Annotated in this window: 14 protein-coding genes and 1 pseudogene; 2 read left to right on the top strand and 13 right to left on the bottom strand. The window is 63.9% G+C overall.

Annotated elements, in window-relative coordinates:
- Nucleotides 1–168: 168 nt before the first annotated feature.
- The 5 genes and pseudogenes from AC0L16_RS13095 to AC0L16_RS13075 form a co-directional block, all read right to left on the bottom strand.
- Nucleotides 169–414, bottom strand: a pseudogene (locus tag AC0L16_RS13095) (DUF3382 domain-containing protein); the annotation flags it as partial.
- A 49-nt stretch (nt 415–463) separates the two neighbouring features.
- Nucleotides 464–1,366, bottom strand: a complete 903-nt coding sequence (locus tag AC0L16_RS13090) for a branched-chain amino acid ABC transporter permease (RefSeq protein WP_077380715.1) — start codon at nt 1,364–1,366, stop codon at nt 464–466.
- 336 nt (nt 1,367–1,702) lie between these two features.
- On the bottom strand, nt 1,703–2,704 hold the full coding sequence (locus AC0L16_RS13085) for a 4-hydroxyproline epimerase (RefSeq protein ID WP_473621199.1): 1,002 nt from the start codon (nt 2,702–2,704) through the stop codon (nt 1,703–1,705).
- A 12-nt stretch (nt 2,705–2,716) separates the two neighbouring features.
- Complete coding sequence (locus AC0L16_RS13080; protein ID WP_473621291.1) at nt 2,717–3,967, bottom strand: NAD(P)/FAD-dependent oxidoreductase; 1,251 nt, start codon at nt 3,965–3,967, stop codon at nt 2,717–2,719.
- A 73-nt stretch (nt 3,968–4,040) separates the two neighbouring features.
- On the bottom strand, nt 4,041–4,934 hold the full coding sequence (locus AC0L16_RS13075) for a dihydrodipicolinate synthase family protein (protein WP_473621197.1): 894 nt from the start codon (nt 4,932–4,934) through the stop codon (nt 4,041–4,043).
- 69 nt (nt 4,935–5,003) lie between these two features.
- Between AC0L16_RS13075 and AC0L16_RS13070 the strand changes: the two genes are divergently transcribed.
- Nucleotides 5,004–5,696: a GntR family transcriptional regulator gene (locus AC0L16_RS13070; RefSeq protein WP_473621196.1), complete on the top strand. Its 693-nt coding sequence runs from the start codon at nt 5,004–5,006 to the stop codon at nt 5,694–5,696.
- A 68-nt stretch (nt 5,697–5,764) separates the two neighbouring features.
- Here AC0L16_RS13070 and AC0L16_RS13065 read toward each other — a convergent pair whose 3' ends face one another.
- The 3 genes from AC0L16_RS13065 to AC0L16_RS13055 all read right to left on the bottom strand — a co-directional run bounded on the left by AC0L16_RS13065 (nt 5,765) and on the right by AC0L16_RS13055 (nt 8,371).
- Nucleotides 5,765–6,079 (bottom strand): hypothetical protein, encoded by a 315-nt coding sequence (locus AC0L16_RS13065; RefSeq protein WP_473621195.1) that lies wholly within the window; start codon nt 6,077–6,079, stop codon nt 5,765–5,767.
- A 281-nt stretch (nt 6,080–6,360) separates the two neighbouring features.
- On the bottom strand, nt 6,361–6,660 hold the full coding sequence (locus AC0L16_RS13060; protein WP_473621194.1) for a hypothetical protein: 300 nt from the start codon (nt 6,658–6,660) through the stop codon (nt 6,361–6,363).
- A 214-nt stretch (nt 6,661–6,874) separates the two neighbouring features.
- Nucleotides 6,875–8,371, bottom strand: coding sequence for a CoA-acylating methylmalonate-semialdehyde dehydrogenase (locus tag AC0L16_RS13055; RefSeq protein ID WP_473621192.1), 1,497 nt, complete (start codon nt 8,369–8,371; stop codon nt 6,875–6,877).
- A gap of 379 nt (nt 8,372–8,750) precedes the next feature.
- Between AC0L16_RS13055 and AC0L16_RS13050 the strand changes: the two genes are divergently transcribed.
- Nucleotides 8,751–9,632, top strand: coding sequence for a LysR family transcriptional regulator (locus tag AC0L16_RS13050; protein ID WP_473621191.1), 882 nt, complete (start codon nt 8,751–8,753; stop codon nt 9,630–9,632).
- A gap of 88 nt (nt 9,633–9,720) precedes the next feature.
- Here the strand turns inward: AC0L16_RS13050 and AC0L16_RS13045 are convergent, their stop codons facing one another.
- The 5 genes from AC0L16_RS13045 to AC0L16_RS13025 all read right to left on the bottom strand — a co-directional run bounded on the left by AC0L16_RS13045 (nt 9,721) and on the right by AC0L16_RS13025 (nt 15,542).
- Nucleotides 9,721–10,977 (bottom strand): D-amino acid dehydrogenase, encoded by a 1,257-nt coding sequence (locus AC0L16_RS13045; RefSeq protein WP_473621190.1) that lies wholly within the window; start codon nt 10,975–10,977, stop codon nt 9,721–9,723.
- Between the two features lie 158 nt (nt 10,978–11,135).
- On the bottom strand, nt 11,136–12,287 hold the full coding sequence (alr, locus tag AC0L16_RS13040) for an alanine racemase (RefSeq protein WP_473621188.1): 1,152 nt from the start codon (nt 12,285–12,287) through the stop codon (nt 11,136–11,138).
- An 89-nt stretch (nt 12,288–12,376) separates the two neighbouring features.
- On the bottom strand, nt 12,377–12,898 hold the full coding sequence (locus AC0L16_RS13035) for an RNA pyrophosphohydrolase (protein WP_473621187.1): 522 nt from the start codon (nt 12,896–12,898) through the stop codon (nt 12,377–12,379).
- A gap of 2 nt (nt 12,899–12,900) precedes the next feature.
- Nucleotides 12,901–14,097: a divergent polysaccharide deacetylase family protein gene (locus AC0L16_RS13030; RefSeq protein ID WP_473621186.1), complete on the bottom strand. Its 1,197-nt coding sequence runs from the start codon at nt 14,095–14,097 to the stop codon at nt 12,901–12,903.
- Nucleotides 14,098–14,216: 119 nt separating this feature from the next.
- Nucleotides 14,217–15,542, bottom strand: coding sequence for a S41 family peptidase (locus AC0L16_RS13025; protein WP_473621185.1), 1,326 nt, complete (start codon nt 15,540–15,542; stop codon nt 14,217–14,219).

The following is a 15,542-nucleotide window of genomic DNA, read 5'->3' as shown; positions in this document are numbered from 1 at the left end:
CATCACCGAGGCCAGGGCATAGATGATCGCCAGCGCTCTCAGGAACCGTGCATAACCGGCCAGACCGGGACCCAGCAATCCGTCAAGGGAGCCGGCAAGGAAAGCCAGCACGGCCACGGTGACGATGGCAGCAATGAAATACGGCAAGCGGAAGAATCGCGCCGCCATGCTCTCCGGCAGCAGGCCGGTGGCGACATCGACGATCTTCTGATTAGCCAGGAAGGGCTGTCCGTAGGCGACGTAGAGAAAACGGCCGGCCATGGTCAGCACAACCACGATGGCGAGCAGGCCCCAGCGCTGCACCAGGATCAGTTCGTTCGAGATGTTCTGGTCGGTTCTCAGGCCGATGAACAGCACGAACAGGCCGAGCGCGATGGCGCCGGCATAGAGCGCTTCGCGGGTGGCGCGCTGCATGGGGGTGGCGACGATGTCGCGCTCCGGAGATGCGGTGACCGCCATTGTCTCAGACCTTTTCGACTTCTGGCCGGCCGAGAATGCCGGAAGGCAGGAAGATCAGCACGATCGCCAGGATGGAGAAGGCAGCGACGTCCTTGTAGTCGATCGAGAAATAAGCCGACCACATGCTTTCGATGAAGCCGATCATCAGCCCGCCGAGCACGGCGCCGGGCAGCGAGCCGATGCCGCCGAGCACCGCGGCAGTAAATGCCTTCACACCGGGCGTAAAGCCATCGGAAAACACCACCACACCGTAATACATCAGGAACAACGTGCCGGCGACGGCGGCAAGGGCGGCGCCCATGATGAAGGTGATCGAGATGGTGCGATCGACATCGATGCCGAGCAGTGCGGCCATCTTGCGGTCCTGCTCGCAGGCCCTTTGCGCACGACCAAGCGATGTCTTGTTGACCAGGTACCAGAACAGCGCCAGCAGGACTATGGTGACCAGGACGATGATGATCTGCTTCAGCGACACGCTGATGCCCTCGATGTTGTAGACCTTGGACACCATCGGCGGGACCGGCTTGTTGCGCGGCCCTTGCGTCACCTGGACGAAGTTCGACAGCGCGATCGACATGCCGATCGCGGTGATCAGCGGCGCCAGCCGGAACGAACCGCGCAAAGGCCGGTAGGCCACCTTCTCGATCGTCCAATTGTACAGGCTGGTCAACAGCATCGCGACGATCATCATGACCAGCAGCGCGATCACCACCGGCACCGAATAGAACAACGCGCCGAGGATGAGGAAAACGATGAGGGCGGTGAAGGCGCCGATCATGAAGATGTCGCCATGGGCGAAATTGATCATGCCGATGATGCCGTAGACCATCGTGTAGCCGATCGCTATCAGTCCATAGATCGATCCCAGCGTCAGCCCGTTGATAAGCTGCTGGACAAAATACTGCATGCTGTCGTGGCTCCCCTGGAATGTCGCCCATGCAGACGCATTCCTTTTCGTATTTCCCCTAGTCGTAAAGTTTCGAGCCCGGATTGCAACGTCATTCTTTAATCGGCATGCGTGATTTTGAAGCACGCAATCGAATTGCCCGTTCTTTCCCTTCCCGGCCTCTGGACTATCGCCGACCCTATCATTGGCATAACGCAATGTCTTTGGCGATTCGTCGTCAAAATGCACCCCGTTTCGAAGGAATCGCCGTAAAAATTAGTTGATGAGCGGGATCGTTGCACCGTCGCAGCGAACGATCTTTGCGTTCCGTTCGTTTTCCCTGGGTCTGGATTCTCTCTATTTGACGACGAATCCGTGCGCGAACGGATCGCGATCGTCGATGAAGATCGTGTTCAATCCGGTCATGCGCGCCCAGCCGCCGATCGAGGGAACGATCGCCGGCTTGCCCGCCACCGTGACTTCCTTCTCGACCCTGCCCTTGAACAGCGAGCCGATGATCGATTCGTGGACGAATTCGTCGCCGGTCCCAAGCTTGCCCTTGGCGTGAAGCTGCGCCATCCGTGCCGAGGTGCCGGTGCCGCAAGGCGAGCGGTCGATCGCCTTGTCGCCGTAGAAGACAGCGTTGCGCGCATCCGCCTGGCTGTCGGTCGGCGCACCTGTCCACAGTATGTGCGACAGCCGGTCGATGCCGGGATTCTCGGGATGCACGAAGGCGTATTTTTCGTTGAGCCGCTGCCGCACCACCGGGCTCCAGGCGATGAGGTCGCCGGCAGAGTGGTCGGCCATGTCGCGATAGGCCTTCTGAGGCTCGACGATGGCGTAGAAATTGCCGCCATAGGCGACATCGACGCTGATCTCGCCGAGCTGCGGGCATTCGACAGTCAGGCCCTCGGCATGGAGGAAGGACGGCACGTTGGTGATGCGCACCTCCTCGACATATTCGCCGACCTGCTTGTACTCGGCGGTGACCAGGCCGGCCGGCGTGTCCAGCCTGAGCAAGCCCGGTGTCTTCGGCTTGACCAGCCCGTGCTCGATGGCCATCGTCACCGTGCCGATGGTGCCATGACCGCACATTGGCAGGCAGCCCGAGGTTTCGATGAACAGGATGGCGATGTCGCAATCGGGCCGCGTCGGCGGATAGAGGATCGAGCCGGACATCAAATCATGGCCGCGCGGCTCGAACATCAGCCCGGTGCGGATCCAGTCATATTCGGCCAGGAAATGCGCACGCCGTTCCATCATTGTCGCGCCGTTGAGCAGCGGTCCGCCGCCGGCGACCAGCCGCACCGGATTGCCGCAGGTGTGACCGTCGATGCAAAAGAAGGAGTGGCGCGCCATTTGTAGATCCCGTCAGAAGCGGTTCGGAGAAAACGGAGAAAGATCAAACACCGGATTTTGGCCGAGAATGAGATCGCGGACCAGGCGTCCGGTGGCAGCCGCCTGGGTCAGGCCGAGATGGCCGTGGCCGAAGGCATAGACTATCGTGCCGGCCTGTCTGGCGCCACCGATCACCGGCAGCGAATCCGGCAGCGACGGCCGCAACCCCATCCATTCGCGGCCGCCGGCCGGGTCAAGCCCCGGCAGGAATTTCTGTGCCTTGTCGAGCAGCGCTTTCGAGCGGGCGTAGTTGGGCGGCCGCTCAATGCCGCCGAGCTCGACCGCGCCGCCGACGCGCACGCCGGTTTCAAGCGGCGTGACGACGAAGCCGTGGCCGGAGAAGATCAGTTGCCGCTTCACGTCGAAGGCGGTCTTCGGCAGCGTCGTGTTGTAGCCGCGCTCGGTTTCGAGCGGGATGCGGTCGCCGATATGTTTTGCCAGGAGATGCGACCACGCACCGGCGGCGATGACGAGGCGTTTTGCCTGCCGCACCGTGCCATCGGCCAGCGTCAATGTCGCGCCGTCCTGTCCCGCCCCAACGTGGTCGATCCGAGCCTTTTCGAAACGCGCGCCCTTGGTCTCGGCATAGGCCCAGATCGCCTTGCCCAATAATTTCGGATCCGTAACGGTCTTCCATCCCGGCACGAAAGTGCCCTTGATGAAACCCGGCGACAGGCCCGGCTGCAAGGCGGCGAGCGCATCACCCTCGACATGGCTGAAGCCGATGCCGAACCGTTGCCTCGCCGCCCAGCCGGGCAGCGACGCCTTGAACTCGGCCTCGCTCTCGTAAAGTTCGAGCGAGCCGTCCTCGCGCAGCATGTTTTCGCTGCCCGAGCGCGCCATCAGCCCGGCCCATTCGGCCTCGGCGAGCCGCATCATCCCGGCCTGCGCCGCGAGACTGGCCTCGTAGCGGTCGCTTCGTCCCGCCCGCCAGAAGCGGATAAGCCAGGGCAGCAGCTTCGGCAGGTAGGTGGGCGGGATGCTGAGCGGGCCGAGCGGATCGGCAAGCCATTTCGGCAGATGCCTGATCATGCCCTTGTGGGCCAGCGGCAGCACATCGGAAAAGGCCAGGGCGGCGGCATTGCCGGAACTCGTTTCCTCGCAGATCCCCGTCCGATCGAAGATCGTGACATTTCGCCCCGCCTCGGCCAGATAGGCGGCGACACAGATGCCGATGATGCCGCCGCCAATAATGGCGATGTCGATCGCAGCATCGCTATTCATGGCTGCGCGCTGCATGGCTCGGCCTCCGCCTCGCTCCGTACCTTGTGGGCAGCCCCCTGCGACATTGCTACCCTTAGAATTGTGGCAGCTCCGGCCGCGCCGCCAGCGCATCCCTGACGATCTTTTCGACCGTCTTGCGGCGCTCGCCCGACAGCGGCTGGCGCGGCATGCGCACGCGGTCGTTGGTGTTGATCGCCAGGACTTCCGCGAGCTTGATGTTCTGCACCAGATAGGTCGACACGTCGAGGTCGAGCAGCGGCCGGAACCAGCGGTAGATTGTCAGCGCCTCCTCGCGGCGACCCTGCTTCATTAGCTGGTAGATCGCGACCGTCTCGCGTGGGAACGCGGTGACCAGCCCGGCCACCCAGCCGATGGCACCGACCGACAGCGCCTCGAACGCCAGATTGTCGACGCCGGTGAACAAATCGTAGCGGTCGCCGAAGCGGTTGATGATTTCGGTCGAGCGGCGGATGTCGTCGGAGGATTCCTTGATGGCGACGAAGCGCTTGTCCTTCGCCAGTACCTCCATCTGATCGACGGTGACGTCGACGCGGTAAGCAAGCCGGTTGGAATAGATCATCACCGGCAGGTCGCCGGCCTCGGCGACGGCGCGCAGCGCGGCGACCGTCTCCTCCGCATTGGTGTGGTAGATCGGGCTCGGCACCACCATCAGCCCGTTGGCGCCCTCTCTGGCGGCGCGGCGCGCTATCGCCGCCGCCTCGCGCGTGCCGGCTTCATTGACAGTCAGCAGAACCGGCTTGTTGCCGGCGATCTTCTGCGCGGTCTTCAGCACGTCGATCTTCTCGTCATGCGAGAGCATCGGCCCCTCGCCGAGCGAGCCGCAGACGATGATGCCGTCGCAGCCAGCTTCCATCTGCAGCGCAAAGCAGCGCTCCATCTCGGCGTGGTCGAGGCGGTCGTCCTCGGTAAATTTCGTCGTTACGGCGGGAAAAACTCCGGTCCACATGGCGGTCGCTCCATCTGATATATCAGTCGTATATTTATTAAGAAACGGACTGTCAACACGGATTTTGCCATGATATACCAGGAATATATCAGGAGTTCGCCTTTGATATTCAATGAAACAAGCCCGGCATTCGAGCCAGTGGCGGCGAAAGCCTACCGCGTGCTCGAGCACATGATCGTGACGCTCGAACTGGGGCCGTCAAGCTTCATCACCGAAGGCGCGCTGATCGACAGGCTGGGGCTCGGCCGCACGCCGGTGCGCGAAGCCATCCAGCGGCTGGCGTGGGAGGGACTGCTGGATGTGCGTCCGCGTGCCGGCATCGCCATTGCCCCGCTGCATCCCGGCGACTGGTTGCGCGTTCTCGATGCACGGCGTGGCGTCGAGGTGGTTCTTGCCCGCTCGGCCGCCCGCTTCGTCACCCGCGAGGCGGCCGACCTGTTTCACGACGCGGCACTGGCCATGCAGAAGGCGGTAATATCGGGCAATGTGCTGGCCTTCATTCAAGCCGACAAGGCGCTCGACGAGGCGCTGGCGCTGGCGGCAGACAATCCCTTCGCCGCACGGCTGGCGGCCCCATTGCAGACCCACAGCCGCCGCTTCTGGTTCCGCTACAAGGCCGATACCGGGCTTGCCGAATCGGCCGAGCATCATGTCGCGCTGATCCGCTCGATCCTCGACGGCGACGAGGATGCCGCCGCCAAGGATGCCAAGCGCCTGATGGCGCTGCTGCGCGGCCATGCCGAAGCGGCCGCAAGGCGCTAGGAGATAGGCAGCAACCTTCGGCCGGCTCTTTAAGTTCCGCCCACAGGCGCTGAGCATCGCTCAATTCGTCATGCGTCCTGGTCGGTCGGGATCACCACGTTTTCCCAATGTTCGCCGGCCGCGACGATGCAGCTTCTGCCGGCGACGTCGGTGACGATGATCGTCCAGCTTCCGCTGTCGGCGACATAGACTTCCATAATCGCCATCTGACCGATCAGCCCGAAAGCAAACTGTCTTTCCTGGAATTGCTCGCTCAGGTGGGCGACGAGATCGCCATGTTCAACGCAATATTGATATTGGGCGCTTGCGGCGTTCGTACCCACCGCCAATGCCCCAGCAAGAATCAGGGTTTTCAAACCAACCAACAGCGATTTGCGCGCCATAGGGCACTTCCTTTGCTATCACGTCCGACAAAGGGAGAGCCCTCATTTTGCCGGAACGATTCAGGCCGGGTTCCGACGTCATCGCGTCGTTCCTTTCTGTGTTCCGGTCTGTCACCAGCGGGGACGATTCCTAATGTTCCCACTATGTTCCGTATATGGTGTCGGCAAGGAAAAAGCGCAAGCAGGCGCCCGCTGGGGCGCCTGTGGATCCGTTTCATGGTCGTCACGAGAACCGCGGCCTGGCGCGGCTATGCTAAGGCGGCCGCACCCATTAGGCGGGCTCAGGTACCTGGCAGCGCCGCTGTCGTCATCGCGTTCTCCCAGCCTTCACCCACCGAAACCACGCAGCTTTGACCGCGTGTGTCGCTGGCGAGAATGGTCCAGGTGCCTTGATCGGAAACGAAGACTTCAACAATCACATTCGGATTGACGACGCCGAGCGCGGTCGGATTTTCCCGGAACTTCTCGCCGAGCGCCTTGATCATGTCGGCTCGTGGCGCGCATTGGTCGGCCGCTGTTGCCGGGGCGGCGGAAAGCGCCGCGACTGCTACGCAAAGTGTCGTCACCATTAGACGTGTCATCTGACGCCTCCTTGCCGCCGGCCGCCCCGAAACTGTCGCCAGCGCCGTTGGTTGGTCTGCCGCGCCTGCTTCGCGGCCGGATTGCAATTTTAAAGACTTCTGCTGCCGCCTGGTTCCATCACATTAGCGTTCATGGATATACGGGCCGCGACCGGTCAACAAAAAGGCCCGGTTTCTGGCCGGGCCTTTTTCGCTCAATTTTTAATCGACCGGCCTAGTTCATCGTCGGGATGACGAATTCGGCGCCGTCCTTCACGCCGGACGGCCAGCGCGAGGTCACCGTCTTGGTCTTGGTATAGAAACGGAATGCGTCCGGTCCGTGCTGGTTGAGGTCTCCGAAGGAAGACGCTTTCCAGCCGCCGAACGTATAGTAGGCGATCGGCACCGGGATCGGCACGTTGATACCGACCATGCCGACCTGGACCCTTGAGGCGAAATCGCGGGCGGCATCGCCGTCGCGGGTGAAGATGGCGACGCCGTTGCCCATTTCATGGTCGTTGGCGAGCTTGATCGCGTTCTCGTAGGTCGGCGCGCGCACCACCGAGAGCACCGGCCCAAAAATCTCTTCCTTGTAGATGCGCATATCGGCGGTCACGTTGTCGAACAGGCAGCCGCCCATATAGTAGCCGTTCTCATAGCCCTGCATGGAGAAGCCGCGCCCGTCTACGACCAGCTTGGCGCCTTCCCTGACGCCGGTATCGACATAGGACTTGACCCGCTCCAGCGCCTGCGCCGTCACCAGCGGGCCGAAATCGGCGGACGAATCCGTCGACGGGCCGACCTTCAGGCTTTCGACACGCGGCACCAGCTTTTCCATCAGCCGGTTGGCGGTGTCGTTGCCGACCGGGACAGCCACCGAGATCGCCATGCAGCGCTCGCCGGCCGAGCCGTAGCCGGCGCCGATCAGCGCATCGACGGTCTGGTCCATGTCGGCGTCGGGCATGATGATCATGTGGTTCTTGGCGCCGCCGAAGCACTGCACGCGCTTGCCGGCCGCGCAGCCGCGCGAATAGATGTACTGGGCAATCGGCGTCGAGCCGACGAAGCCGATGGCCTTGATGTCGGGATCATCGAGGATGGCGTCGACCGCCTCCTTGTCGCCGTTGACGACGTTGAGAATGCCCGCTGGCAGGCCGGCCTCGATGAACAGCTCGGCGATGCGCATCGGCACGCCCGGGTCGCGCTCAGAAGGCTTCAGGATGAAGGCGTTGCCGCAAGCGATAGCCGGCGCGATCTTCCACAATGGGATCATCGCCGGAAAATTGAACGGCGTAATGCCGGCAACGACGCCGAGCGGTTGGCGCATCGAATAGACGTCGATGCCGGGGCCGGCGCCGTCGGTGAACTCGCCCTTCATCATGTGCGGCGCGCCGATGCAGACCTCGACCACTTCCAGACCGCGCTGGATGTCGCCCTTGGCGTCGGCGTTGGTCTTGCCGTGTTCGCGTGCCAGAATGTCGGCCAGCGCATCATACTCCCGGGCGACCAGTTCGAGGAATTTCATCAGGACGCGCACGCGCCGCTGCGGATTGGTCGCCGCCCAACCGGGCTGCGCCGCCTTGGCGTTCTCCACCGCCGCGCGCAGTTCCGCCTGCGAAGCCAGCGCCACGGTGCCGCGCACCGTGCCGTCCATCGGCTGCATGACGTCCTGCTTGCGGCCGCTGGTCCCGGCGACACGCTTGCCGCCGATGAAATGACCGTATTCGATCATGGTCTCTCTCCCTGTATTTGCGATGCGGCATTGTCCGCCTTTGCGCCGCCGATGGCAACGTGAGCGGAAACGCAACCGTTGTGCAGAAAATAGAGTGCGAGCGGCACCTGTGCATCAATTGTCGCAAATGATAGGGTGCGGGTCCCAGCAGCAAGGATTGGGAAGTTGAGTTCCTTCGCGCCCCCCTCTGTCCTGCCGGACATCTCCCCCACTTGGGGGGAGATTGGCAGCTTCGCTGCTGGCCCCTTTTCTTGCGATGTTGGACCTTGGCGAAAGCAGCGGCGACGGCCGATCTCCCCCCTCGTGGGGGAGATGTCCGGCAGGACAGAGGGGGGCGCCGTAGAGCGCTGCCGTAATCGTCGTCATCCGGGCTCTCCTCATGAACTGGGATGACGTCCGCATCTTTCTGGCGGTGGCGCGTGCCGGCCAGATCCTTGGCGCCGCCAAGCGGCTGGAGCTGAACCACGCCACTGTCTCGCGCCGCGTCGCCGCGCTCGAGGATGCGCTGCGCACAAAACTCTTTCGCCGGCTGACCACCGGCAGCGAACTGACGCCGGCCGGCGAGCGTTTCCTCGACATCGCCGAGCGCATGGAAGGCGACATGATCGCCGCGCGTTCGACCGTGGCGGGCGAAGGCGACGACGTCTCCGGCACCGTCCGCATCGGCGCGCCTGACGGTTTCGGCGTCGCCTTCCTGGCCAAACGCCTCGGCGCACTGACGGCGCTTCACCGTGAACTCACCATCCAGTTGGTGCCGGTGCCGCGTTCCTTCTCGTTGTCCCGGCGCGAGGCCGACATCGCCATCACCGTGGAGCGCCCGACGGAAGGCAGGCTGGTGGCGGGAAAGCTGGTCGATTACACGCTCGGCCTTTTCGCGTCCCGCGCCTATGCCGAAGCGCATGGCCTGCCGCAGACGCCGGCCGAGCTTGGCCGGCACACGCTGATCGGTTATGTGCCGGACCTCATCGTCAGCCCCTCGCTCGACTATGCGGCCCAGTTCAGCGCCGACTGGCGCACGAGCTTCGCCATCTCCTCGGCGCTCGGCCAGGCCGAAGCGGTGCGCGCCGGCGCCGGCATCGGCATCCTGCACACTTTTGTCGCCCGTTCGATGCCGGAGCTGGTGGCACTCGACATCGTCGCGCCCATTCGCCGCGCCTACTGGCTGGTCTACCACGAAACGGTCAGGCCGCTGCGCCGCGTCCAGATCGTCGCGAGCTTCATCACAAGGGCGGTGGAACGGGAGCGAAGCCTGTTCGTCTGACGATATTCACCTGGCTCGGCGAAGTGTTGAACCAAAACTGCGCGGCAAGTTTCTCACCCCGCTCAAATGCGTGAAGAATCCTTTGATCCTACCGCTGGTATCGCTCCGGTCCGAGGTCGCGGACATTGATGTCCGGCACCCGGCTGGAAATGATGTCGGCCAGGACCTTGGCCGAGCCGCAGGCCATGGTCCAGCCGAGCGTGCCGTGGCCGGTGTTGAGATAGAGGTTGGAAAACTCGGTGCCGCCGATGAGCGGCGGCCCGTCCGGCGTCATCGGCCGCAACCCGCACCAGAATGTCGCCGACCGCATGTCGCCGCTGCCTGGAAAAAGGTCGCCGAGCGAATGTTCGAGCGTGCGCCGCCGCGATTCATGCAGCGTCAGGTCGAAGCCGGAAATCTCCGCGGTGCCACCGACCCGGATGCGATCGCCGAGCCTGGTGATCGCCACCTTGTAAGTCTCGTCCATCACCGTCGAGACCGGTGCTGCGGCAGCATCCTTGATCGGCACGGTGATCGAATAACCCTTGACCGGATAGACCGGGACGGGTCGTTTCAGGCTGCGCATGAAGTTGGCCGAATAGCTGCCCATCGCCATCACATAGGCGTCGGCGGCCTTCCAACCCTTGCTCGTACTGATGTTGGCGATATGGTTGCGCTTGCGGACGATGCGCCGTATCTCCGTGTCGTATTCGAAGGTGACGCCACGCGCTACGCAGAGATCGGCCAGACGGTCAGTGAACATCTTGCAGTCACCGGTTTCGTCGCCCGGCAGCCGCAGGCCGCCGACGAACTTTTCACGCACCGCTGCCAAGCCCGGCTCAGCCGCGATGCAGCCGTCGCGATCGAGGATCTCGTAGGGAACGCCATATGTCTTCAGCACCTCGACATCGCCTGACGTGCCGTCGAGCTGCTGTTGCGTGCGAAAAAGCTGCAGCGTTCCCTTGCTGCGCTCGTCATAGGCGATGCCGGTCGCCTCACGCAGCGCTTTCAGCGTGTCGCGGCTGTATTCGGCCAAAGGCACCATGCGCGCCTTGTTCACCGCATAGCGCTCGGCCGTGCAGTTGCGCAGCATCCTGACCAGCCATACCCACATATGCGGATCGAGGGTCGGCCGCACCACCAGCGGACCATGCTTCATCAACAGCCATTTGATCGCCTTCAGCGGAACGCCGGGGCCAGCCCAGGGCGAGGCGTAGCCGGGCGAAATCTCGCCGGCATTGGCAAAGCTGGTTTCCAGCGCCGGGCCCTTCTGGCGGTCGATCACCGTCACTTCATGGCCGGCCTCGGTCAGATAATAAGCAGTGGTGACCCCGATGACGCCGCCGCCCAGCACGAAGATCTTCATCGCATAGCTCTCCAGAACGATGTCTTGTCAGGGTTTTTGGGGCGGGGCATCGTGGCTTCCTGTCTGCCGGATTTTACCGCGTCCGCCAAGTGCCCAAGCATGTCGCCAATCTACGCAGGGGGTTTTGGGACAACGACATGCCTAAAAAAGCCCGCGCGCTATCCATTCACATGGCGCCGATGAAAGCGGTGTCCGAGGCTGGTCAGGATTTCATAGCCGATGGTGCCGGCGTGGCCGGCGGCCTGGTCGACCGTCTGCGACGGGCCGATCAGTTCGACGAGGTCGCCCGCCTTCAGCCTGCCGGGCGGCAGGGCCGAGATGTCGAGAACGATCGAATCCATCGACACACGGCCCAGGAACGGCAAGCGCGCATTTTCGAACCAGGCGGCCGAGGCCGCGCGTCGATGCCAGCCGTCGGCATAGCCAAGCGAGATCGTTGCGGCGGTCAGCGAATCGGTCACGTGAAAAATATGGCCATAGCCGACGCCGGCTCCCCTATCGAGGCTGCGCGTCTGGATGATTTTTGCTTGAAGCCGCACCACCGGCAGCATCGGATTTTCCTGCGCTGGCGTCGGATTGATGCCGTAGAGCGCCGCACCGGGCCGGGCGAGGTCGTAGTGAAAGGACTGCCCAAGAAAGATGCCGGAGGAGTTGGCGAGCGAGGCCGGCGCCTTTGGCAGCATCCTGCGCAGCCGCTCGAATTCCAGCCGCTGCTGCTCGTTGGCCGGATGCTCGGGCTCGTCGGCGCGAGCGAGATGGCTCATCACGAAGGTGACGTCGATACCGTCGAAAGCCTGCGGGTCGGCAGCGACGGCCTCCACCTCGGCTGCCGCCATGCCGAGCCGCGACATGCCGCTGTCGACCTGGATTGCAGCCTTGAGCTTGCGGCCGGCCCGCTGCGCCGCCGCGCGCCAGGCGGCGAGCTGGCCGGCGCTGTTGATGACCACGCCCAGACCCGCTGCGACGGCTTCGCTTTCAGCGCCCGGCTGAATGCCGTTCAGCACATGGATCGCCGCCCGTGCGCCGAGCGCCTGGCGCAGCAAGGCACCCTCGGCCAGATGCGCGACGAAAAAAACAGCGCAGCCTTCGGCCGCCAGCGCCGCGGCCACTTGCGGCCCGCCGAGCCCGTAGCCGTCGGCCTTGACGACACCGGCGCAGCCGACACCGCCCAACCGCGCCTTGAGCCGCCGGTAATTTTCGCGGATGGCGCTGAGATCGACGGTCAATATGGCGCCGGCCGCCGCTTCGCTGATCGGCGCGGCTTTGACGGCGACCGTTTCAGAAGGATATTTTTTGGAAGTGCCGTTCATGCCAATCCCGTCTGCAGCGGACTGGCCATCAATAAGGCCACCGCGCCGACGCGGCAACCGTGGTCGGCGCGAGCGCGGCTTGCGCCAAGCTAGGCAACCAGATGCCGGAATGCCGCAACCACGTCCTCATAGACCTGACGTTTGAACGGCACGATCAGGTCGGGCAATTCCTCCATTGGCCGCCAAGCCCATCTGTCGAACTCGGCGGTGTGGCCGCCCGGCGGCGGATTGATCTCAATCTCGCTCAAATCGCCGTGAAAGCGGAAGGCGAACCATTTTTGCGTCTGGCCGCGATACTTTCCCTTGAAGGCGACGCCGACCAGATGGGCCGGCAGGTCGTAAAATATCCAGTTCGGCGCCTCATCCAGCAACGAGACGCTGCGCATGCCGGTTTCTTCATAGAGTTCCCGCTGTGCCGCCTGCAGCGGCTCTTCGCCCTTGTCGATGCCGCCCTGCGGCATCTGCCAGAGCTGGGTCGTGCCGGAGAATTCGCTGTCCGGCTCGGCAATGCGATGCCCGACCCAGACCAGCCCCTCTCCGTTGAGGACCATCGCTCCGACGCAGCGACGATAGGGCAGCGTCTCGGGGTCGACCGGTTTTTTCTTCGCCATGCTCAACCTTTTTCCGGATCCATCGCCACTGCCGAAATCGGCACGATCTCGATGCCGCGCTTCTTGGCCTCGATCACCCAGGATGACACGGTATCGACCGTCAGGTCGAAGGCCGAGCCGATGCCGACGGCAAAGCCTTTCGCTCGCGCGGTTGCTTCCAGTTCGTCCAACTTCTTCAATATGGCGCCGCGGTCGCGCACGGCGTCGATCGACGTGTCGCCGGCGGCGAACGGCACACCGTTCTTCAACGCCAGCTCGGGCGCCAGGCTGCGTGCCGACGAACCGTCGTCGACATAGGCCAGGCCGCGCCTGCCAAGCTCGGCCATCAGTGGCCCCATCGCCGCCGCATCCGCCGAAAAACGCGCGCCCATATAGTTCATGACGCCGGTGTAATTGGTCGTCCGCGACAGCGCCCAGCGCAAATTCTCCAAATTCTCGTCCGGGGTCGCCACGACCGTCAGCGTGTTGCGGCCGGGATTGACATTCGGATAATCGAACGGTTCGAGCGGCACCTGCATGATGATCTCATGGCCGCTCTGCCGCGCCGCCTGCATCCAGCGGCCGATGCTGTTGCCCTGCGGCGCGAAGCCCAGCGTCACTTCCGCCGGCAGCTTGGCGATGGCCGCCTGCGTGCCGGTCTGTGACACGGCAAGCCCGCCGATGACGATCGCGACGCGCGCACCGCGCGCACCGGACCACGGTCGCGCATAGACATCGAACGGTCGCCTGCCGTCGGCAGCACGAACCGGCAGTGGACCGGTTTCGCCGGACTCGACCAGAGCCCTGTCGGGAATATGCGCGATCCTCAGGTTCTGGCCGGTCGTCGAAGGGTCGTGGATGACGATGGCCCCGGGTGGACCGTCGCCCGCTTCGGTCGGCATGTGGATGATCTGCGGCCCGCCCGTCTTCGATCCGCTTGTCTTCGATTTGCTCGCCTTGGACGCTGCTTCGGGCTTCGGCGCCGGCTCAGTGACCGGCGCTGCGGGTTCGACCACGGCTGTCGCCTTCGGCGTCGAAACGGCGACTTCTTCCAGCTTTCGAAACGGCCTTTCACGCAGCGCAATCGCGGCGGAGACGCCGATCGCGGCCAGCACCACGAGAGTCGCCGCGACCACGCCAGCGCTGATCCTGCGGGCCGCGCGCGGCGGCCGGACGGCCTGCCCGAGTGGGCGTTCGATGTCACTACCGATGTCAGCCAAGCCGCGGTCCCCCGAATCAAACTGCCGAGGCCTTGCGGCCCCGGCAGCATTACATCGCTTCGATCAGGCAGCCAGACCTGTTGTCCGGCTGATCGACTTTTACTGGTTCAGCACGGCCCCTACTGGTTCAGCACGGCCTTGTCCGGATTCGGCGGGAACGCCGGATCGGTCTTCTCGCCGCGCAGCAACTGCTGGGCGAAGATGAGCTGCAGGTCGTCCTTCGGCTCCGGCGGCACATAGGCTGCCGAGCCCGAACCGTCATCGCCCTCCTCGCTGCCCTTGATGTGGCCCTTGAGGTCCGACTCGCCGCGCGTCAGGTCCCTGCCCTGCAGGTCCGGCGGCAACGGCTGGTCGACCTTGATGTCGGGCGTGATGCCCTTGCCCTGGATCGACTTGCCGGACGGCGTGTAATAGAGCGCCGTCGTCAGGCGCAGCGCGCCGTTCTCGCCGAGCGGGACGATGGTCTGCACCGAACCCTTGCCGAACGACTGCGTGCCGACGACCGTGGCGCGTCGCAGATCCTGCAGCGCGCCGGCGACGATTTCGGACGCACTGGCCGAGCCGCCATTGACGAGCACGACCAGCGGCTTGCCGTCGATGTCGTCGCCCGGCCGCGCGTCGAAGCGGGTGACGTCCTTCGGATCGCGGCCGCGCGTCGAGACGATCTCGCCACGGTTGAGGAAGGCGTCGGACACGCTCACCGCCTGATCGAGCAGCCCGCCCGGATTGAGGCGCAGATCGAGCACGTAGCCCTTGAGCTTTTCGTTCGGCACCTGCTTCTCGATGGTTTCGATGGCGCTCTCGAGATCATCATGGGTCTTTTCGGTGAAGGAGGTGATCTTGATGTAGCCGATGTCGTTCTCGACGCGGAACTTGACCGCCTTGACCTTGATGATGTCGCGCACCACCGTCAGCTCGATCGGCTTGTCGGCGCCCTGGCGCAGGATGGTGAGCTTGATCGGCGTGTTGACCAGCCCGCGCATCTTCTCGACAGCATCGTTGAGGCTCAGGCCGCGAACCTCCTCGCCGTCGATCTTGGCAATGTAGTCGCCGGCAAGCACGCCCGCTTTGGCAGCCGGCGTATCGTCGATCGGCGTGATCACCTTGACCAGGTCGTTCTCCATGGTGACCTCGATGCCGAGGCCGCCGAACTCGCCCTTGGTCTGCACGCGCATGTCCTGCGCCTCTTCGGCGTTCATATAGGAGGAGTGCGGGTCGAGCGAGGTCAGCATGCCGTTGATGGCGTTTTCGACCAGCGACTTGTCGTCGGGCGGCGTCACATATTGCGCCCGCACCCGCTCGAAAATATCACCGAAGATCGCCAGTTGCTTGTAGGTCTCGGAGCCCGCAGCGTTCGCCGTCGAGCCGGGCGCGCCATAGACCAGGCTCATCGCGGATGCGCCCATCAGCGCACCGGCAAACAGAAGCGACAGTTTCCGCATCAT

The organism is Mesorhizobium sp. WSM4848, from assembly GCF_055811375.1.
Note: the sequence above shows the minus strand (reverse complement) of the source record. Positions and strands in the feature narration are given on the sequence as shown.